A 19,143-nucleotide genomic window follows, 5' to 3' on the forward strand; every position below is an offset into this window, starting at 1 on the left:
GGGCGTGGCCAGGCCGAAGACGCCGTTGTTGTCCGCCGCACGGATCGCGGACGGTGCGATCGAACTCGCCGACCGCACCGGTGACATCCAGATGGTTCAGCTGGCCCGGCACCTCGGCGTCGCCCCGTCCTCCCTCTACTCCCATGTCACGGGCCGGGCGAACGTCATCGACCTCGCCCGGCTGCGGATGCTGGAACGGATGGAACCCCTCGGCCCCGCGCGCGACTGGCGCGAGGCCGTGGCCAACCTCCTGCGCCGGCTCACCGCCCTGTACGCCGGGCACCGGCGCATCCTGCCGCTCCTGTCCACCACCGCGATGGCCTGCGACCGTTCCCTCGCGGTCTACGAGCCGATGTTCACCGCACTGATCGAAGGGGGCTTCCGGCGGGACCAGCTGCGCCTGGTCGTCGCCATGGTCGAGTTCCAGGCGTTCGGTCTCGCCCAGGGACTGCCGGCGCCGGCCATGTCCGACCACATCCGCGAGACCCTTCCCGCCTACACCGCCTCGGTGGACCACTCGCGCTACGACCTGGCCACCGCGACCGAGTTCTCCGTGGCCATGGTCGTCGGCGGGCTGGAAGCGATCCGGGCCCACCCCGGTGGGCCGTGACGCACTCCGGCACACGACGGACCAGCCCTTGACCGCCCCTCCCCGCAGGCACTGAGCAAGGCTTCCCGGGCTGTTCCACATCGCCGAGAGCCGCGACGTCCCGACGCAGGCGCACAAGGTGGTCCGGGCCCGCGACTTCCCCCGTGCGGCGCGGTGGAGCGGGCAGCCCGCGCACACACGGACGGCCCGGCTCCCCTGCACGGCGGCCGCGTCACCGCAGATGCAGATCGACCAAGCACTCAAAGGCGCGGGCAGCCGCGCTGCGGGCGCGGTTGCCGGGCGTGGCCAGCGAGATCGGCCAGTCGAGGTCCGCGCCGGTGACGGGCAGCGAGACGAGCCCGGCATCGGGCTCAGTGCTGCCCCGGGGCAGCAGAGCAACGCCCAGGCCATGACGGACGAAGTCGGCACCGGCTCCGATGGCGGTGATCTCGATGGTGACGTGGCGTCGGAGCCCGGCCGCGGTGAACGCGCGATCCGTCACGGCGCGGTTGCCGTAACCGGAGGGAAAGTCGATGAACGCCTCACCGGCCAACTCCCCGAGCGCCACCCGGTTCCGGTCGGCAAGCCGGTGGCTCGCGGGAACGACGAGGTCCAACGGCATGGCGGTGAGGTCTCTCCACCGCACGCCGGACGGCGGCGAGTCAGGAATCGACACGAACGCGAGGTCGAGCCTGCCCGCAGTGAGCGCCTCGAGGAGCCCGGGCGAGCCGCCGTCTGACGCCGCGGTGGCCAGACGCACGGAGACGGCGGGATGCTCGCGGTGGAAGCGGCCCATCAGCGCCGGCAGGTCGATCACGCCCAGAAAACTCAGTGTCCCGACGGTCAGGGTCCCGCGGACGCCACCGTTGACCTCGTCGACAGCGTCACGTGCGTCCCGCACGGCATCGAGGGCGGCCCGCGCCTTCGGCAGCAACGCGCGTCCCGCGTCCGTAAGACCGACCCGTCTGGAGGTGCGCTCCAGCAGTCTGGAGTGCAGCTCCCCTTCCAGGGCCGCGATCGTCGCCGACACAGCCGACTGCACGATGTGCAGCCGGGCGGCGGCGCGCGTGAAACTCGACTCCTCAGCTACCGCGATAAAACACTCCAACTGGCGCAGTTCCATCCCTCCACCATCTCTCAAACTGATGGCTGCGAACAAAATCGTGCGTTGGACGTGATCCACCGGGGTGCGGAGCATGGAAGGCGTACGAGCCCACTTCTCCGGGAGCCGACCGCCATGACCACCGCACTGTCCGACCCCCGTCACGCCCCCCGCACCCACCGCGAGATCCGGCTGGCGGCCCGCCCCGCCCCGAGGGCGCCGCTCACGGACAGCCTCTTCGAGATCGTCGAGGTCCCGACCCCCTCCCCGCAGCCCGGCCAACTCCTCGTGCGCACCCGGGTGATGAGCGTGGCCGCCGTGATGCGGACGCTCATGGACGAGACGACCGATGTGCCCATGCGCCCCTTCGCGCTCGGCGCTCCGCTGTACGGCCCCGCGATCGGCGAGGTCGTGTCCGCTCCCGGCACCGGGTTCGCCCCCGGCGACCTCGTCCAACACGACCTGGGCTGGCGCGAGTTCGCCCTCCTGGACGCCACCGTCACACAGCGCCTCGAACCCGGCCTGCTGCCCGACTCGGCCGCCTATCTGTCTCAGGGCCCCACCGCCTGGATGGCCGTCACCCGCGGAGCCGAGGTAAGCCCGGGAGACACCGTCTTCGTCAGCGGCGCCGCGGGCGGTGTGGGCTCCCTCGCCGGACAGGCCGCCCGGCTTCGTGGGGCCCTGCGGGTCATCGGCAGCACCGGCTCGCAGCGCAAGGCGGACGTCCTGCGCGAGGAACTCGGCTACGACGCCGTGATCCTCCGCGGCGCGGGACCGATCGAGGAGCAACTGCGCGCCGCGGCTCCGAAAGGCGTCGACGCGGTGATCGACACCGTCGGCGGCGAACAGCTCCAGGCAGCGATCGCCGTGGCGAACCGGGGCGCCCGCATCGGCCTCGTCGGGGCGCTGGGAGTCCAGCTCACGGAATCCGGCACCCCTGCGACGGCCATCGACACCTTCTCTCTACTGACCCGGAGCATCACGTTGCGCGGCACCGTCCTGCACGCGGACCACCTCGACCTGATTCCCGAGTGGCACCACCAGTTCGGCGCCGGACTGCGCGACGGCACGCTCACCTTCCCCCACTCCCGGCTGCACGGCCTGGACAACGCCCCCAGGGCCCTGCGCGAACTGATCGAAGGCCGCCACGTAGGAGCGGTCCTGGTGGAACTGTGAGACAGGAACTCACCGGTTCCCGATTGTCGCTGTTTCCATCCCTCGGGCAGGCGCACGATCCGCGGGTCGTCCCGCACGCCGATGGGGACGGTGCCGTCCTCCTGCGACACGAAGGCGGCGACGGCCCTGAGCATCCCCGCCCGGCCGCCTGCCTACCGGGTCCTGCTTCTTGTGGGACAGCGGTTGGCTCACTGGCGGACTGCTCGGCGGCGGAGTCGGAGAAGGCGATACGGGCGCGGCGAGGGCCGGACGGTGGGGCATCAGGCGACGACCGGGCGCTGGGCGACGAGCTGCGCGAGGTGGGCCTCGCGCAGCTCCTCCCACGGTGAGCAGTTCTCGACCGAGGGCAAACCGTCGGCGGCGATGTCCTCGAGGACGGCGGCGAACTGGGTGTCTGGTGGCCGGCTCCCGTCGACCGCGCCGCAGGAACGGCGGGCCGTCACGCTCGTCATGGCCTGCGTCGGAGTGTTCGTCGCGTACCTGCCGGTGACCACAGTCTCGGTGAGCCTTCCTGCCATCCAGCGGTCCCTGAATACCTCGACCGTTCAGTTGTCCTGGGTCTCCGACGCGTTTGTCCTGCCGATGGCAGCCCTGATCTTGACAGCCGGGGTCTTCGGCGACGTGTACGGCCGCAAGAAGGTCTACCAGGTAGGACTCGCTCTCAGCGGTCTCAGCGGTCTCAGCGGTCTCAGCGGTCTCGTCGCACTGTGTGCGCCGTCCATTCAGGTTCTCTGGGCGGGCCAGGCGCCGGCCGGGCTGGGGTCGGCCGCGTTGCTGCCCACCACTCTTGCCCTGATCAGCCACGCCGTCCCCGACCTGCGTGAGAGGGGCAAGTTCATCGGTGTGTGGGCCACGTTGCTCATGGCCGCTCTGGCGGTGGGCCCGGTCGTCGCCGGCGTCGTCCTCAATCACTTCGCCTGGCGCTGGATCTGTCTCCCTGTCGTCCCCGCGTCGCGGGCGGACGCCGGATTACCGATGAGGCGTCTGCTTTCGGCAGGATGGGTGCATGACCGAGATCCACACACCCCGTCTTCTCCTCCGTAGCTGGCACGACGACGACCTCGTGCCAATGGCGGACATTAACGCGGACCCACGGGTCATGCGCTGGATCGACGACGGCTCGGTGCGCGACCTGGACCACACGGCCGAGGCCATCGAGCGATGGGAGGAGGAGTGGGACGAGGAGGGCTTCGGGCTCTTCGCCGTCGAGCTGCTGGCCTCGGGCGAACTGATCGGCTTCACGGGACTGTCCGTGCCCGAGTTCCTGCCGGAGGTGATGCCCGCCGTGGCGATCAGCTGGCGGCTGGGTTCACAGTTCTGGGACCAGGGGTACGCGTCCGAAGCCGCGCACGCCACGCTGGAGTTTGCGCTTCAGGACCGCGGCCTGGACCGCGTCATCAGCATCAACCGGGTGGGGGACAGTGCCTCCGAGAACGTCATCCGCAAGCTCGGCATGGTGCCCGAGCGGGAGACGGTGCACCCGGTGTACGGCTACCCTCTGCGCGTGCATGCCATCGACCTCACTGAGTTCCAGGCGTAAATCGGCCGAGCCGTCGATCATCGCAGGACAGCCGACCAATGTCCCCACGTCCCCGAGCGCATTGATCGTGACGGTACGGACACGAGGGACAGATAGTGCCCTACCGTCGCTGACCTGCGCTTTCGCGGAATTTCGGACAGAGTCGGCGCCGGGTGGATTCTTCTCACCGGCGGCTGCTCCAGGACCCCTCCACCACACAGGTCTACGACCGGCCCTCGCACCCCCGGCGAGTGGAAGCGGTACGCGCCATCGCCGCCACGTACCAGTTCGACCTCACCGGCGGCCGGCTCCGCGCCCGCAACTACGCTGACGACCTTGCCGACCGGATCCGCGCAGGCGTCGGCTCGGTGCCCGTCCCCGCGGGACGCTGCCACGAAATGAATAACGTCCGCGCCGACGGACACCGCTGCCCGGTATACAACCGCTGCTTCTCCTGCGCCTTCTGCACCACCGACTTCACCCACCTGCCCGAACTGCGCCAACTACGCCGCAGGAGAAGGTCACCGCGATCCACTCGCCGGCCCGGGACGCGGAAGTCGCGGCCGCGGTCACCACCGACTTCCAACTCACCCCGAGATCATCCTCGTCCGGGCCGACCGTGCTTACGCGGGAAAGCTCGGCACCTGGGCAAAGAAGTATCTGAACCTCACGATCAGCACGATCTCCCGGCCCAAGGACACCACCGGATTCGTCGTCCTTCCCCGCCGCTGGGTCGTCGAACGATCGCTCGCCTGGATGATGAACGCCCGCCGGCACGCGCGCGACTACGAGCGGCTCATCCAGCACTCGGAGTCCCTTATCACCTGGGCCGCCATCACCTTGATGACCCGTCGCATCGCCCGCAGAGGACCCCGCACCGGCAGCTGGACGAAGCGGCCCTGACCCAACCTGACACGATGACGGCCGTGAATCCCCAGCCGCACCCCTGCCCCCGGCTCGGTTCCGACCAAGCGGCCTCAGACGTCCGTGCGGCTGTCGGACTCGTTTCCGCGTTGTCCGGAAGCGACCGGTGCGGTGCTGGGTGGTTCTGCCGCCCGCGGTCAGTCCACTCTCAGCAGTGATCTCGACATCACAGTCCTTCTCCCTGATCACGGCATGAGACGTCGTGAGGTGCTTGGTCATGACGGCCGCTTGGCCGAGGTTTTTCGACGTGATCCCGGTAGGGCCTTTTCTCGTGCGTCAGCCAGTGCCGGCGCCGCCGTCCACGCGCAGGATCTGGCCGGTGATGTGGGCGGCGTCCTGGGAGAGCAGGAAGCACACGGCCGCAGCGATGTCGTCGGGACGGCCCAGGCGCCCGGACGGCACGCCTGCGAGGTAGCGCTGCTCGGAGACGGATCCGGCGGGGTTGGCGGCACGGAAGAGTTCCGTTTCGGTCGGGCCGGGGGCGACGGAGTTGACGGTCACTCCGGTGGCGGCGAGTTCGCCGGCCCAGGCCCGGGTGCAGAAGTCCAGTGCTGCCTTGGCCGCTCCGTAGGCGGTGCGCTCCGGTTTCCCCAGGGTCACCAGGCTGGTGATGTTGACGATGCGGCCCCAGCCGTGGGCGGTCATGGAGGGCAGGGCGGCCTGGACGGTCTGGACGGCGACGCGGACGGTGAGGTCGTAGACGGCGTGCAGGTCGTCCAGGCCGACATGGAGAAGGGGTGCGGGCCGGACCAGGCCGACGTTGTTGACGACGGCGTCGACGGGACCGTCGGCCAGGACTGCGCGCAGCGCGTGGTGCGTGGCGGCCGGATCGGACAGGTCGACAGCGTGGAGCTTTCCGGGGAAGGTGTCGAGCGGGGTGCGGGCGAGGCCGATCGGCCGATGGCCCTGCCCGACCAGGCGTTCGGCGATGGCCAGGCCGATGCCGCGCGAGGCTCCGGTGATGAGCACGCGTCGGGGGTTCATGGAGAGGGCGGCCTTTCTTATGTCTGCGGGGCGTGTCCGTACGGGGTTCGTGAGGGCGTGGGAGCCCGGGTGCCGGTGTCCTGTCGGGCACCGGCACCCGTGGCGGTGCGGGGCTCAGAAGCCGGGGAAGAGGGACTGCAGGTCGGCAAGGGTGAGGGTTCCGGTGGCCTGGAGGGCGTCCGTGGGCCGGTGGCGGCCGTAGACGAGGCGCAGTACGGCTTCCGCCGTGCCGGCGAGGGTGCCGGCCGGGTGGGCCGATTCGCACGGGTACAGGTGCAGCTCGGCGCCCAGGTCCAACAGCATGGTGGCGGCCGGGTCGGTCAGGGTGAGGGTGAGCTGCGCCGGGGCGAGCCGGGTGAGGGTGTCGGCGTCCCGGAAGCGGGTGGCGACCAGGTCCAGCCGCTGCCACAGCAGTTCCGCTTCCGGTGCGGGGATGGTGGCCTCCGGGTCCAGCGCGGCCTCGATGTCCCAGGCGTGGACGGACTGCTCGGAGAGCCGGTAGCCGGCGTAGGCGGGTACATCGAGCAGGCCCGCAAAGTACGGGACGCGCACCGACCGCTGCTGCGGCGCGTTGAGGGAGTCCAGCACATGCAGGTGGCGGGCGTCGGCGTCCTGCCAGGCTTCGCGCTGGGCGAGTGGGGACAGCGCGTTCCACCGCTCCCACACCGGCTGCAAGTCCTCCCGCCTGGGTCCGGTCGCGTCGCCTGTGATACCGCGTCGGAGGAGAGTGGTGGAGATTTCGGCGGCGCTGCCCAGGTGGGAGAGGACTTGGGCGATGCTCCATCCGCCGGCTTTCGAGGGCCGGTCCAGTTCTTCCGCGGAAAGGGCGCCGACGGTACCGGCCAGGCGTGCGGAACTGGTGTGCAGGGCCGCGAGCCAGGGGCGCAGAGCGCAGCGAGCGTCGGCGGTGATCGTCTGTGTCGTCATGTCGTTCTCAGTTGTTCTGGTAGGCGAGGTCGGCGGCGGTGAGGCCTTCGAGGGCCATGCCGAGCTGGAGGCCCTCGGCCATGCGGCGGCTGATGCGCTGGCGCAGGGTGACGGCGAGGTAGCGGGTGAGGAGCTGGGGCTTGGCGGCCAGGTCCTCGGCGAGTTCCTGGGCGCGGGGCAGGACCTTCTGAAGCGGCAGGACTTCGGCGACGGCGCCCCAGCGCTCGGCCTGCTCGGCGGTGAAGGAGCCCTGGGTGAGGGTGAGGTAGCGGGCGCGGTTGACGCCGAGGGCTTCCTCCCAGGCGATCTGGATGCCGTCGCCGGGGACGATGCCGAAGGTGAGGTGGGGGAAGTCGGAGAAGACGGTGGTGTCGGCGGCGACGACGATGTCCGCGAGCAGGGCGTACTCGCTGTGGACGGAGGCGGGGCCGTTGACCGCGGCGATGACGGGCATCTCCAGGTCGACCAGGCGCTGCAGCACGCGGCGGCCCTCGGCGATGGTGCGATCCCACTGGGCGGGCTTGGTGATGTCGCCCAGGCTGGCACCGTCGATGTCGGTCATGAACCGGTCGCCCGTGCCGGTGAGGACCAGGACCCGGTTGGCGCGGTCCTCGCCGATCTCGTACAGGGCGCGCGGGAGGTCGGTGTGGGTGGTGCCGGTGAAGGTGGCCGGCCCGTCGTCGGTGTGGAAACGCAGGGTGAGCACGCCTGATGCGGTGCGGCTCATCGCCAGGTTCTTGAACGCCGTGAAGTAGGACGGGATCTGCTCGGACACGAAAGGCTCCTCGGTCAAGGGCGAGCGGGCGTTCCGCTCTGTGCCTCCTACTCAACTCCTGGCCCGGTCTGCTGCACAGTGCCTGGCCAGAGCACCCTCCGAGGGCGGCCATAAGCTCCGGTGATGGCATCGGACCTGCGTCCGGCCGGATCGCACGCGGGTGTTCCCCAAAGCGGCAACGGCCTGCCGTGGTGGCATCGCGGTGCTCGTGCCCACCCTGACCAAGAGCACGGCGTAGGTGACGGACAGCGACATTACGTCGGTTCCGCAGACGTGCGTGGTGTGTCACTTGCTGCACGTGATGCGATAGGCGCATGGAGATCCGAGCGATGCGCGCGTTCGTGGCAGTGGCCGAGGAGGGAGGCCTGTCCGCGGCGGCACGGCGGCTGCACATCAGCCAGCCCGCCCTGTCCCAGACAGTGAACGCACTGGAACGCGAGTTCGGCGCGCAGTTGCTGATCCGCAGCTCCACCGGCGTGCAGACCACACCCACCGGTCTGACCCTGCTCGCCGAGGCCCGTGCCGTCCTGGCCCGCTACGACCAGGCACTGGCGGTCATGACCGCCCGCACCGGGGAGAGCGCTACGACACTGCGCATCGGCATCCCGCTGGAGCTGCCCGCCGACCTGCTGTCCAGAGCGCTGCTCGACCTGGCCGTCGCCTATCCCGGCACACGCGTCCAGGCCCGGCACCTGTCCACCTCCGCGCAGCTGGTGGAACTGCGCAAGGGCGACCTGGATCTGGGGCTGCTGCGAGAACGCCCCCTGGGGCAGGAACTCGACGCGATGCTGGTCGTCGAAGAACGCCTGGGAGTTCTCCTCGCGGCGGAGCGAGCCACAGAACTGGCCGGCCCCGACGGCATCCGCCTCGACACCCTGACCGGACTGGACTGGGTCGGTTTCACCCGCTCCGGCAGCCCCGCCTGGTACGACGAACTCACCGCCATCCTGCGCAGCCACGGCATCGACCCGGGCGCGCAGGTCCCCGAAGGACAGCCACTGATCGCCGAGGTGAAACTCGCCTCCGTCAGCGCCGGCCACGCCTTCACCCTGGCGCCTCCGGGCTGGTCCCAGCCCCTGCCCGACACCGTCACCTGGTTCCCACTGGCCGGCCATCCCCTCGTCCGCCGCACCTGGGCTGTGTGGAACGCGGGATCCCACCGCCGCGACCTCGGCCACCTCATCGCCGCCCTGGACCAGCCCACCGCTCAAGAAGCATCCACCACCGCCGGTTGAAGCCACATCGCCGGTCGGAGGACATCACTCCGGCCGCCGGGACCGCGCCCAGCCTGCCGATGTCAATTGACTCGGAGCTACCGACGGTTACCGATGAGGGGTTACGACACAGCTTCTGCCAGCCATTGTCGCGGGTGGCGGTAGTCGTAGCCCTTGTCGGCGTGGAGTTCGGCGGGCCTGCGCCGACGGGGTCCTCGGCGGGAGCGGATCGGGGGTATGCCTTTCACGAGCGGGATCAGGGCCTGGCTGTCGTGGACGTTGGTCCCCGAGATGCCGATGGACAGGGGCAGGCCGGTCCGCTCGGTGATCAGGTGGATCTCCGAGCCCCCGGCCGGGGGCAGGGCGATCAGGTCGCCCGCGTCGTGGCCCATGACAGGGAGGTAGGCCACCTCTGCATGACGACGGGGAGGTAGGCCACCTCTGCATGACGACGGGGAGGTAGGCCACCTCTGCATGACGACGGGGAGGTACGCCTCCTGTGCATGACGGCCGTGACCTCCCGTGTGTGTGCCGTCGACTGGACGACCGCCGGCCGGATCGTCTCCCAGCTCGCCGCGTACGGCCACCGGGCGGACTTCCTCGCCACCCGCTTGGCGGGGGAGGCCCTCAACCCCCGGGACTCTGGCGCCCGCTGGTGCTCCTCGGTCATGCTGCGGGAGCTGAGCCCCATGATCGGACGGAGTCCCGCATGATCGTCTTCGAAGTCCCCGCCGGTGAGCTCGTCGACGAGCTGAACCGCCAGGCCGCCGAAGCCGGTATCACCGACCCGGCGATCGTCTCCCTGATCGGGGCCGCCGACTCCTTCACCGTCTCGACCATGCCCGAAGGCGACGCGCTCAAGGACACCATCACCACGTACGGCCTGCCCGGCGAGATGACCGGCACCGGCGAGATCCGCAACGGTTTCGTCCACCTCCACGTCGTCATGGGCGTCGAAGGCGACCGCGCCATCGCCGGACACCTCCACGAAGCGCACATCGGCACCCACTTCGCCCGCGCCTACGTCCTCCCCGTCAGCTGATCAGCCCCTGCGCGGCGGCATGTGCGTCCAGCCCGTGAGACGGCCCGCAGGCTCAAGGCGCCCGGGCGGGGGCCGTCACGCTCCCCGCCCGGGCGCCTGGCCCGTTCACCCCGCCCACCCGTACTCGTCCTGCACGCCCCGTCCGGCGTCCCGCTCGTCGCCGTCGAGGAGGCCGTTCACCGCGCCCTCGGTGAACTCCGTCTCGCCGTCACCGTGCGCCTGAAGGCCGCCGAACCGCCTGCGGACACGTCCGCTGTCACCGTGACGCCCTGGTGCCCAGCTGCCATGTCAGGCAGCGCTCGGTGGGGCGGATGCCCGGTCGACGACGCATCCCGATCAGTCGGAGGTCTCAGCGCGGCGGGGGAGGACGAGTGCTTTCCGCTGCGGTGCCGACCGGCAGGGCGCGTACCGCCGCCGCCGCACCCCGCCCGCGCCGGCGCAGGGAGAGCCAAGCCGGCCAAGGTTCCCACCGGGGCCTGCGGCGCCCACCTGCACGGCTGCGGGGGCGCGGGGGGCCCAGAGGCGAAGACGCCATGCCGCGCAGCTGGTCTCGCGCCGGCCCCTTCGCCTCCCGGCCGCAGGGACGGGCACCAAGCGGCACGGCCACATCGTTGTCATGGATGCACCGGGGGAGACCGTCCGGCTGCGCGCGGAACCAGCCCGCAACACCGCAGCAACTGGCTGCTCCGCGCATGGAACAGCAAGGAGTCCTGTGCCCGACGAACTTACCGTCCTGTGCCCGACGAACTTACCGATGCCGCCGCGCCGGTCATCCGGCTGCAACCGGACTTCCGTCCCGCAGCGTTCCTCTCCCGAACCGACAAGCTCTCGTGCACTGGAATCCTTGAGGGCCTTGAGCCGACTGGATGCGGAGGTGGTCTGCTTCGGCGGCCTGGGTGTCGTCGAGCTCCCGGTCCTCGCCGTCCTGCTCACCGCCGGCGCCGATGATCCATCCTCGTCGCGCCGTACGTGCACCTTGTGCTGCCCGTGGGTGCGGGCGCGGGAGGCGAGCTGCTCGACGAGTCGTTCATCATGCGGGCGCAGGCCCTGGAGTACGGCCACGAGCGGCTTGAAGCCGGCGCTGGCGACCATGTCGGCCGGGTCCTCGTCCCGCTCGGATCCAGGTCCTAGTCTGGTTGTCCGATGTGTTGCGGCCGTCAGACCGGACGGTCGTGACGGGGGGCGCTGTCAGGGAGTGGCTTCGATGGCTTCGCCTGGATGTGCAGGATGCCGGCGGCGGGCGCGCGATGCGCGCAGATTCAGGGCGTTGCCGCAGGTCTTCATGTCGTGCCAGACGCGTGTGCCGTTGCGTGACCGGTCGTAGAACGCCGCGCCGCAGGCCGGGTTCTTGCACGTCTTCAGTCGGCTCAGAGTGCCGGTGTGGGAGGCCAGCAAGGTCTCCAGGTGAATCAGTGATGCGACGGCGGCAGCGCCGTCGTCTCGGGGTGCATAGGTCAGGCGGCCGTCGCGGAATGTGATGTCGGCTTCCAGCGGGTGCGGCGTGCCGTCATCGACGTCGCCGGCGAGCCAGCCGCGCATGAGGCTGCGGAGATCACGGAGCGCGGCCACATCGTCGCCGCCGATCGTGATCCGGGGCGCGGTCCGGCCGGTCTGCTCCTGCCAGGTCCGCAACGCTGAGTCGAGCCACGCCTGCGCCGAGGTCTCGTCGGTCAGGAGGTCAGGGATCGAGGCCGCGGGCATGCTCGCCGAGTTCAGCAAGTCCTGTACGACGCACAACCCCCCGGGAGCTGCTGCCAGACGGAGGCGCCGGGTGCTCTGGGCGGTGTCGTCGCTGTTCACGCTCGCCAGCTTAACCCAACCCGACGCTACCGTCACGCCATGAGTGCTGTCGCGCGACACCCTCATAAGCGTTACGGTGGTGTCATCGTTCGGCGGTTCACCACGCACCGATCACCCAAGGGACACCCATGAGCACTGCACTGACCGGCACGACCGCACTCGTCACCGGAGCGAGCGGCGGTATCGGCGCCGCCACCGCCCTGTCACTGGCCGCCCAGGGCGCGAATGTCGCGCTGGCCGCCCGGCGCAAGGATCGCCTCGACGAACTCGTCGAGCGCATCAAGGCCGACGGCGGCACCGCCGTCGCGATCGAAACCGACATCACCGACCGCACGCAGGCGACCGCCATGATCGAGCAGACCGTCGCAGCCTTCGGCGGCCTGGACACCCTCGTCAACAACGCCGGAATCATGCTGCTCGGCCCCGCCGAGAGCGCCCCCATCGAGGAATGGGACCGGATGATCGCCCTCAACGTGCAGGGCCTGCTGTATGCCACCCACGCCGCACTGCCGCACCTGCTCGCCGCGGCCGTGGGCCCCCGCGCAACAGCCGACATCGTCAACATCAGCTCCCTGGCCGGTCGCGTCCCCATAGCCGGCTCCGCCGTCTACAGCCTGACCAAGCACGGCGTCGGAGCCTTCACCGAAGCGCTGCGCCAAGAGGTCACCGGCCGCCATGTCCGCGTGTCCCTGATCGAACCCGGCCCCGTCGCCACCGAACTGTTCACACACATCCGTCCGGAAATCCTGGAAGCAGGCAAGGACGCCTACGCCAACGCCACTCTCCTGCACGCCGAAGACATCGCCGACACCATCACCTACGTGGTCACCCGCCCCGCACGCGTCGTCATGAGCGAACTGCTCGTCCGCCCCGACGGCAGCCAGTGGTAGATCCGGCTCACCACACCCGTGGATGCCGACCGGCAGTGAGCCCGCGCCTGCGAGGCAGCGGCCGACTGAGACAGGAAGACGCCTTGGGCGACTGCCCCGCGCGCAGGCAACAAGGACGAACCGTTTTCACCGAAGCAACCGAGCTTTCCGGGGCAGCGCCCCCGCGTTTCCCTGGAGGAGGAACGATGGCCATCACGCACGACACCACCCTGCACCGTCCCCACGTCATGACAATCAACGGCCAACCGGTGGAGGGCGCTGCGACGTTCGGCGTCGTCGATCCCTCCACCGGTGACGTCTTCGCCCAGGCACCGGACTGCACGCCCGAACAGCTCGACGCGGCGATGCGGGCCGCACAGCTGGCACAGCCGCCGTGGGCGCAGGACGAGGATGCGCGCCGCAGAGCGCTCCTCACCGCCGCCGACCTGCTGGAGGCGCACGCGGACGACCTGGCCCGCATCCTCATCCGCGAGCAGGGCCGCCCCGCCTCCTTCACCGGCGAAATGGATCTGGTCGTCGCCTGGCTTCGCTACTTCGGCAACGTCGAGATGCCCCGCGAGGTGCTCATCGACAACGACACCGAATTCATCGAGAAGGTCCACAAGCCGCTCGGCGTCGTCGCTGCGATCGCCCCGTGGAACGCGCCCCTGATGCTCGCCATGTGGAAGATCGCTCCAGCCCTCCGCGCCGGCAACACCGTGGTCCTGAAGCCCTCGCCCTACACACCGCTGTCCACGCTGGCCATGGGCGAACTGCTCCAGAGCGTCGTTCCGGCCGGTGTGCTCAACGTGGTCTCCGGGCTCGACCCGCTGGGCGCTCGCATGGTGGAGCACCCCGTCCCCCGCAAGGTGAGCTTCACCGGCTCCACGGCCACGGGTAAGAAGGTGGCCGCCTCGGCCGCGAACAGCCTCAAGCGGGTCACACTCGAACTCGGCGGCAACGACCCGGCCATCGTCCTTCCCGACGCCGATCCAGCCGCCATCGCGGACAGATTGTTCTGGGGCGGCTTCGTCAACAGCGGCCAGATCTGCCTGGCCGTGAAGCGCGTCTACGTGCACAGCACCATCCGCGACCGCCTGGTCGAGGAACTGGCGGCGCGGGCGCGAGCCGCGGTCGTCGGCGGCGGTTTCGACCCGCGCACCACCCTCGGCCCGCTGACCAACGCCATGCAGCGCGACAAGGTCGCCCACTTGGTGAGCGCGGCGATCGACGACGGAGCGGTCGCGGTCACCGGCGGTGAAGCGCCCTCCGGTCAGGGGTACTTCTACCCCCCGACGATTCTGACGAACGCCAAGGACGGCATGGCCGTCGTCGACGAGGAACAGTTCGGCCCGGTCATGCCGATCGTCGCGTACGACGACCTCGACGCCGTCATCGAGCAGGTGAACACCTCACCGTTCGGCCTCACCGCGTCCGTGTGGTCCACCGACCTCGACGCCGCCGCGCGCGTGGCGGCGCGGCTGGACGCCGGTCAGGTCACCATCAACGCCCACGCCAACGGGCTGCGCCCATACCTTCCGTTCAGCGGCCACAAGGAGAGCGGCATCGGCGTCGAGAACGCCTTGGAGGGCCTCGCGGAATACACCAGCACGACGGTCCTGATCCGCCCGAAGCCCACCAGCTGACCGCATCGCCGTCCAACCCAGCCCTCTTTGGCCCGCCGCCTGTCGTCTGCCCGGGCCGAGAGCCGACACCGCCCCGCCACGTCGAGGCGTGGTGGTGGGGGAGCGGCGCTCAAAAAAACCTCTTGAGCCATCGGTTCGGAACAGGCCGTGCAGGCCTTGCACACGCACAAGCGATCAGGAGCACATCGTGACCACAAACGCCCAGCCCACGGACGCACAGCCCGCGTCCAGCCGTCCTGCCGGCCACGGGGACGTGCGCATCTGGTTCATCACCGGCGCCTCGTCGGGTATCGGTCTGGCTCTGGCCCAGGCGGCGGCCGGCAGGGGAGACAACGTCGTGGCGCTGGCCCGCCGCACCGACGCCCTCACACCTCTGACCGAGCAATACGGCTCACAGGTGCTGGCGGTTGCGGCCGACGTGCGCCTCCCCGAGCAGCTGCGTGCCGCGGTCGCGGCAGCCATCCGGGCATTTGGCCGCATCGACGTGGTCGCCAACAACGCCGGATACGGCCTGTTCGGCGCGGTCGAGGAGAGCACGGATGCCCAAGCGCGCGGCATCTTCGACACCAACGTCTTCGGTGTCCTCAACGTCCTGCGCGCCGTCCTACCCGTCCTGCGCGCCCAGGGCAGCGGACACATCCTGCAGGGCTCGTCCTACTACGGACAGACCGCCCACCCCGGCGTCGGTCTGCTCGCCGCCACCAAGTACGCCGTCGAAGGACTCACCGACGCCCTCACCGGCGAACTCGCCCCCCTGGGCATCAAGGTGACCCTCGTCGAACCCGGCCCCACCGCCATCGCCTTCCTGTCCGCACTCGACGTCGCCGACACCCTCCCCGACTACGACCCCACCGTCCGCACCGTCCAGAAGAGCATCGGCGAACTGCCCGCCACGGCGTTCAACACCACTGAGCGTGTCGCCACCGCCATCCTCACCGCCGTCGACGCCGACCAGCCGCCCCTGCGCCTGGCCACCGGCACCACCGCCGTCAGTGAGATACGCGCAGCGCTCCAGACCCGCCTGGCCGAACTCGACACGTGGGAAACGATCAGCGCCAGCGTCGACACCCCCACCCCCGCCGACCACACCGGCCAGGCATGACGCCGACCACTGCGACCTGAGGCGCCCGACGCCTTCCTCACTCCAGCACGGGTCCGCCCCGAGGGCGGACCCGTGCTGGAGAAGTGGAGCAGCGCGGATTGCGCCGCGCCCTCGGTCTTGGCGTGCCCGCCCTCGCCTTCGGCCGTGGTGGCGATGATCCGCCCGTCCTCGTCACGCCGGACGTGGACCTTGCGCTTGCCGCTGGTGAGCGCGCGGGAGGCGAGCTGCTCGACCAGCCGCTCATCGTGGCTGCGCAGACCCTGGAGCACCGCCACGAGCGGCTTGAAGCTCGCGGAGGCGAGCATGTCGGTCGGGTCCTCGCCGGGCTCCAGGAACACTGGCACGATGATCCTGGCCACCTTCGTGCTGCCGTCTTTGTTGAGCCTCAGGGCGCGGCCGATGTTCTGCACGATCTCGATCTGGGAGCCGCGGGTGTCGGCGAAGCAGACGGCTTCGACTCCTCGTTCGCCGGTGATGTCGACGCCTTCTCCGAGGACGCGGCAGCTGGCGAGGAACGCGCGGTGTACGCGTCGGCCGTCGGCGTCGATGCCGCCTGCGAACTGGTGGAGGGCTTCGCGTCGTTCGGTGACGAGGTGGTCGCCGCACAGCCACGCCGACCACACCCGCTCCGGCGGGACGTGCCGTCCGGCTTCCAGTTCGTAGAACCCAGCGCCGATCGACGACGCGGGCAGCTTCTCCGCGGCCGCCAGGTCCTCGCCGGAGGCGTCGCGCGCGTACAGCGCGGCTGCGGTCTTCGGCAGTTTCTCCGCGAACGCGGCGGCTTCCTCGACCTTCTGGTGGAACGTCATGACCGTACGCAGGTTGTACGCCGCCGCGTGCTCCAAAAGTGCGGTCTGCAGCAGCGCCAGGCGCCGGCCCCGCCGCGCCTCCTGTGACTCCCCGACGATGTGGGAGGGGTCGTGGATTTCGAGGACGTCGATCTCGAACCCGGCGAGGATGCCCCGCTCGATCGCCTCGGAGAGCCCGAGTTCGGCGCCGGGGAGCCAGGCCCCGAAGGTGCCGTCCGGGTCGTCGGCCATGCTCGCGAGTTCCGCCTCCATCCCGCCCGCGCCCTTCTGCGGGCGGGGCGAGGCGAGGATGCGCGGGGTGGCGGTGAGGTAGAGCCGGAAGTCCGCGGGGATGCGGGCGTTGTCGTGGATCGCCGCCCACGGCCGACCGAGGTCACCCGCGGTTGAGTGGGCCTCGTCCACGATGGCGAGGTCGAACGGGGCCATCTGCTGGCCGTAGAGCCGCTCCCCGCCCGCCAGAGCGGCTTCCACCGGCCCGCGAACCGTCCGCCGGCCGGTCGGGTCCTCCGGGTCCTCGCGGTCCACGAGGGAGGCGTAGGTGGCGAACACGACCACGGGCCCGGACCCGGCCCAGAGCGCGAGCTGGATCGCATTCGTGGTGGTGCGCACCCCCAGTGCACCGAGGACCGGGTCGTTCTCCAGCGAGCACACCGCCACCATCGGCGCCCGATGCCCGACCGCACGCCACGCCTGGGCGGTCTGTGCGAGCAGGTCCAGGGTGGGCACGGTCACCAGGATCCGTCCGCCCGGGAAGCACTCCAGCGCGCTCGCGGCAGCCGTGATCGTCTTACCGGAGCCGGTGGCGGACACCAGCGTGCCCCGGGCCCCCTGCACGGGAACAGACGATCTTGCAAAAAATTTGGCCCATTCCCGAATGGCCGTTTTCTGGGTCACCTGATGTTCCCGGAGACTGATCACAGATTTCGACCTTTCCTTTTTCCGGGCGACATCAGGTTCTTCCACCACGTGCCCGTGCCCGAAGTGACCGCGCTTTCGTCGAGGGCCGGAGCGGGGCAGGGGTACCTGCCGATCCCGCCGCGCGCGGGCAGCTCGTCCTCGAAGCCGCAGGCGGCTACAGCTTTGAAGCCACCGTGCCACAGCGCTTCGAGCACGGCCGTGACGGCCTGCACCACCTCGTCCGGCGTTCCCGCGTGGGCCTCGCACTCAGCACGGTCGGCCACTGAAGGAAGCCGAAGGGATGGGCGCGCCGATTGGTGGCGTAGTCGTTGTGCTCGCCTTCCACGCGCACCGGCCCGACGGTCAGCTCCGCACCGTCGTCCTCAACGAGGCCGAGGGCGTCTCGAAGCCGGCCCACGACCCGCGGGGCGGACACGGCGTCCACGTAGATCGAGGCGTCGCTGTAAGGGGAGTCCGGGCCGAGGGGCGACGGCCCGCGATCATTCGGCACGCGCGCTCCCCGGGGATTTGGCCGGGGTGAGGGAGAGGAAGTGCTGGAGCAGCCGCTGGGCCGGTTCGTGGCCGTAGCTCTCGGCCATCTGCAGCGGAGTTTCCCCGTTGGCAGCCGGCAGGTACAGGTCGGCACCGTAGGCCAGCCCGATTGCAGTGCTGGCCGTGTGCAGGGGACGCCCCGACTGCAGGTGGCCGTCCCCTTCCGAGCCGATCGCGTGAGTCAGCAACGTGAGCCCGAAGCACACCTCGTCCGGGTCCGCCCCAGCGTCCACGGCTCCACCTCAGGCCAGGAGCTAGGCCCTAGCGCATCGGAACCCATAGCGCCCTTCCCCTCTCCACCGGCCTTGCTGGGCCGTGGCTGTCAGACAGCAGACCGGCCACGGACCTAACGCGCCGAGACCGATACGCCCTCAATCCCCGCTACCGGATGTCCCCGCTTTACACCAATGCTACATGCTGCATCACATCAAGATGCAGCTTCCGAGACCACCCGACCGGGCCCCTCCACAAAATCCCCTGTGACCCCGATGGGCGTCACACATCGGGGTACACGGTGCCGCATGGCACCGAAGACCGAACGCATCCAGCTCCTGTGGGCCGTGCGGCAACTGCGCCGTATCCGCTCCTTCTACGCCGCAGCCATCCTGCTGTGGACGGGGACCACTGCCTGGACGGGCTGGCAGGCACCCGGGAGTCGGCAGATGTGGGTGTCCGTCCTCCTCCTGGCCGTCTTCACCGTACTGCTCGTCACCGCGAGCCTCGCCCTGCGGCGTCTCGCCGTTCCCGCCGCAGGCCGGCCCGCGCACCACGCTGCCCCGCCCAAGCTGCCAAGCACCCGCCGTCACGCTCACGCCTGAGAGCCCGTCACTCTGCTCACGAGTCAGCCAGACCCCAGCCGCGCCCGCTTTGGACGGGGTCATGTGGCCTGTTGACAGCCCGTGACCGGACCACACAAGCCCCCCATCCCTGTAGGTGCCCGGGCCGTAGGCCCGTTGGCCGGCCCGCGCAGCGGGCCCGGCCTTTGTGGCGCACAGCGCCACCAGGTGGCTGGAGCGCAGCAGAGGCCACCCGGGGCCGAAGGCCCCGCAGCTCCGGGAGCGCAGCGAACGGAGCGTCACCCGCCCTGCGCAGCAGGGCGGGTGTGCGGGACGCGCAGCGTCCCGCCAGCGCTCCCGCGGAGCGGGAGCGCAACACCCGCGCGCAGCGCGGGTGTTCGCTTGCCCATCGCGCAGCGATGGGGTACCCGCTCCGCGGG

19 protein-coding genes and 5 pseudogenes are annotated in these 19,143 nt (G+C 70.2%); 13 read left to right on the forward strand and 11 right to left on the reverse strand.

The features are described 5' to 3' along the window. Positions 1-4 precede the first annotated feature (4 nt). Positions 5-610: a TetR/AcrR family transcriptional regulator gene (locus tag QFZ64_RS02145; RefSeq protein ID WP_307061677.1), complete on the forward strand. Its 606-nt coding sequence runs from the start codon at positions 5-7 to the stop codon at positions 608-610. A gap of 211 nt (positions 611-821) precedes the next feature. Here QFZ64_RS02145 and QFZ64_RS02150 read toward each other — a convergent pair whose 3' ends face one another. Then, positions 822-1,712, reverse strand: coding sequence for a LysR substrate-binding domain-containing protein (locus QFZ64_RS02150; RefSeq protein ID WP_307061679.1), 891 nt, complete (start codon positions 1,710-1,712; stop codon positions 822-824). A 114-nt stretch (positions 1,713-1,826) separates the two neighbouring features. Between QFZ64_RS02150 and QFZ64_RS02155 the strand changes: the two genes are divergently transcribed. Continuing rightward, entirely contained in the window at positions 1,827-2,867 is a 1,041-nt protein-coding gene (locus QFZ64_RS02155; protein WP_307061681.1) for an NADP-dependent oxidoreductase, read from the forward strand. Between the two features lie 260 nt (positions 2,868-3,127). Here the strand turns inward: QFZ64_RS02155 and QFZ64_RS02160 are convergent, their stop codons facing one another. Continuing rightward, complete coding sequence (locus QFZ64_RS02160) at positions 3,128-3,385, reverse strand: hypothetical protein (protein ID WP_307061683.1); 258 nt, start codon at positions 3,383-3,385, stop codon at positions 3,128-3,130. Between QFZ64_RS02160 and QFZ64_RS02165 the strand changes: the two are divergent. From QFZ64_RS02165 to QFZ64_RS02180, 4 genes and pseudogenes are all read left to right on the forward strand, one after another. Continuing rightward, a pseudogene (locus QFZ64_RS02165) lies at positions 3,318-3,821 on the forward strand (MFS transporter); the annotation flags it as partial. The gene QFZ64_RS02160 and the pseudogene QFZ64_RS02165 sit on opposite strands and share 68 nt — an antisense overlap. A gap of 52 nt (positions 3,822-3,873) precedes the next feature. Further along, positions 3,874-4,407 carry a GNAT family N-acetyltransferase gene (locus tag QFZ64_RS02170; RefSeq protein WP_307061685.1) on the forward strand — a complete coding sequence of 178 codons (534 nt, stop codon included), beginning with the start codon at positions 3,874-3,876 and terminating at the stop codon, positions 4,405-4,407. 442 nt (positions 4,408-4,849) lie between these two features. Further along, positions 4,850-5,050, forward strand: a complete 201-nt coding sequence (locus QFZ64_RS35250) for a DUF6192 family protein (protein ID WP_373430531.1) — start codon at positions 4,850-4,852, stop codon at positions 5,048-5,050. Then, positions 4,972-5,286 (forward strand): annotated as a pseudogene (locus tag QFZ64_RS02180) (transposase); the annotation flags it as partial. The gene QFZ64_RS35250 and the pseudogene QFZ64_RS02180, both read left to right, overlap by 79 nt. Positions 5,287-5,586: 300 nt before the next feature. Here the strand turns inward: QFZ64_RS02180 and QFZ64_RS02185 are convergent. The 3 genes from QFZ64_RS02185 to QFZ64_RS02195 form a co-directional block, all read right to left on the reverse strand. Next, a complete protein-coding gene (locus QFZ64_RS02185) occupies positions 5,587-6,294 on the reverse strand; it encodes an SDR family oxidoreductase (RefSeq protein ID WP_307061687.1) in 708 nt (235 codons plus the stop codon). A 114-nt stretch (positions 6,295-6,408) separates the two neighbouring features. Next, complete coding sequence (locus QFZ64_RS02190) at positions 6,409-7,221, reverse strand: maleylpyruvate isomerase N-terminal domain-containing protein (protein ID WP_307061689.1); 813 nt, start codon at positions 7,219-7,221, stop codon at positions 6,409-6,411. Positions 7,222-7,228: 7 nt separating this feature from the next. Further along, the gene (locus tag QFZ64_RS02195) at positions 7,229-7,996 is read right to left on the reverse strand and encodes an enoyl-CoA hydratase/isomerase family protein (RefSeq protein WP_307061691.1); all 768 of its coding nucleotides are present in this window, start codon (positions 7,994-7,996) and stop codon (positions 7,229-7,231) included. 314 nt (positions 7,997-8,310) lie between these two features. Here QFZ64_RS02195 and QFZ64_RS02200 point away from each other — a divergent pair, with 314 nt between their 5' ends. After that, entirely contained in the window at positions 8,311-9,231 is a 921-nt protein-coding gene (locus QFZ64_RS02200) for a LysR family transcriptional regulator (protein WP_307061693.1), read from the forward strand. A gap of 116 nt (positions 9,232-9,347) precedes the next feature. Here the strand turns inward: QFZ64_RS02200 and QFZ64_RS02205 are convergent. Next, a pseudogene (locus QFZ64_RS02205) lies at positions 9,348-9,557 on the reverse strand (transposase); the annotation flags it as partial. 165 nt (positions 9,558-9,722) lie between these two features. Here QFZ64_RS02205 and QFZ64_RS02210 point away from each other — a divergent pair. Together QFZ64_RS02210 and QFZ64_RS02215 are read left to right on the forward strand one after the other, a co-directional pair. After that, a complete protein-coding gene (locus tag QFZ64_RS02210) occupies positions 9,723-9,923 on the forward strand; it encodes a hypothetical protein (RefSeq protein ID WP_307061695.1) in 201 nt (66 codons plus the stop codon). Then, positions 9,920-10,252: a PCC domain-containing protein gene (locus QFZ64_RS02215; protein ID WP_307061697.1), complete on the forward strand. Its 333-nt coding sequence runs from the start codon at positions 9,920-9,922 to the stop codon at positions 10,250-10,252. The genes QFZ64_RS02210 and QFZ64_RS02215 overlap by 4 nt, the downstream gene beginning before the upstream one ends. An 886-nt stretch (positions 10,253-11,138) precedes the next feature. On the opposite strand, the pseudogene QFZ64_RS02220 reads toward QFZ64_RS02215, so the two are convergent. Next, a pseudogene (locus tag QFZ64_RS02220) lies at positions 11,139-11,368 on the reverse strand (helicase); the annotation flags it as partial. A 72-nt stretch (positions 11,369-11,440) separates the two neighbouring features. Further along, positions 11,441-12,052, reverse strand: a complete 612-nt coding sequence (locus QFZ64_RS02225) for a CGNR zinc finger domain-containing protein (RefSeq protein ID WP_307061699.1) — start codon at positions 12,050-12,052, stop codon at positions 11,441-11,443. A gap of 128 nt (positions 12,053-12,180) precedes the next feature. Between QFZ64_RS02225 and QFZ64_RS02230 the strand changes: the two genes are divergently transcribed. From QFZ64_RS02230 to QFZ64_RS02240, 3 genes are all read left to right on the forward strand, one after another. Then, positions 12,181-12,942 carry an SDR family NAD(P)-dependent oxidoreductase gene (locus QFZ64_RS02230; RefSeq protein ID WP_307061701.1) on the forward strand — a complete coding sequence of 254 codons (762 nt, stop codon included), beginning with the start codon at positions 12,181-12,183 and terminating at the stop codon, positions 12,940-12,942. Between the two features lie 185 nt (positions 12,943-13,127). Then, positions 13,128-14,567: an aldehyde dehydrogenase family protein gene (locus QFZ64_RS02235; protein WP_307061703.1), complete on the forward strand. Its 1,440-nt coding sequence runs from the start codon at positions 13,128-13,130 to the stop codon at positions 14,565-14,567. Between the two features lie 187 nt (positions 14,568-14,754). Beyond that, entirely contained in the window at positions 14,755-15,669 is a 915-nt protein-coding gene (locus QFZ64_RS02240; protein WP_307061705.1) for an SDR family NAD(P)-dependent oxidoreductase, read from the forward strand. Positions 15,670-15,743: 74 nt separating this feature from the next. Here the strand turns inward: QFZ64_RS02240 and QFZ64_RS02245 are convergent. From QFZ64_RS02245 to QFZ64_RS02255, 3 genes and pseudogenes are all read right to left on the reverse strand, one after another. Then, positions 15,744-17,396, reverse strand: a pseudogene (locus QFZ64_RS02245) (DEAD/DEAH box helicase family protein); the annotation flags it as partial. Next, positions 17,393-17,659, reverse strand: coding sequence for a hypothetical protein (locus QFZ64_RS02250; protein ID WP_307061707.1), 267 nt, complete (start codon positions 17,657-17,659; stop codon positions 17,393-17,395). The pseudogene QFZ64_RS02245 and the gene QFZ64_RS02250, both read right to left, overlap by 4 nt. Positions 17,660-17,875: 216 nt before the next feature. Further along, positions 17,876-18,160, reverse strand: coding sequence for an ankyrin repeat domain-containing protein (locus tag QFZ64_RS02255; RefSeq protein ID WP_307061709.1), 285 nt, complete (start codon positions 18,158-18,160; stop codon positions 17,876-17,878). A 288-nt stretch (positions 18,161-18,448) separates the two neighbouring features. Between QFZ64_RS02255 and QFZ64_RS02260 the strand changes: the two genes are divergently transcribed. After that, positions 18,449-18,745, forward strand: a complete 297-nt coding sequence (locus QFZ64_RS02260) for a hypothetical protein (protein WP_307061711.1) — start codon at positions 18,449-18,451, stop codon at positions 18,743-18,745. Positions 18,746-19,143: the final 398 nt, after the last annotated feature.

Source organism: Streptomyces sp. B3I8, from assembly GCF_030816915.1.
Lineage (GTDB): Bacteria > Actinomycetota > Actinomycetes > Streptomycetales > Streptomycetaceae > Streptomyces.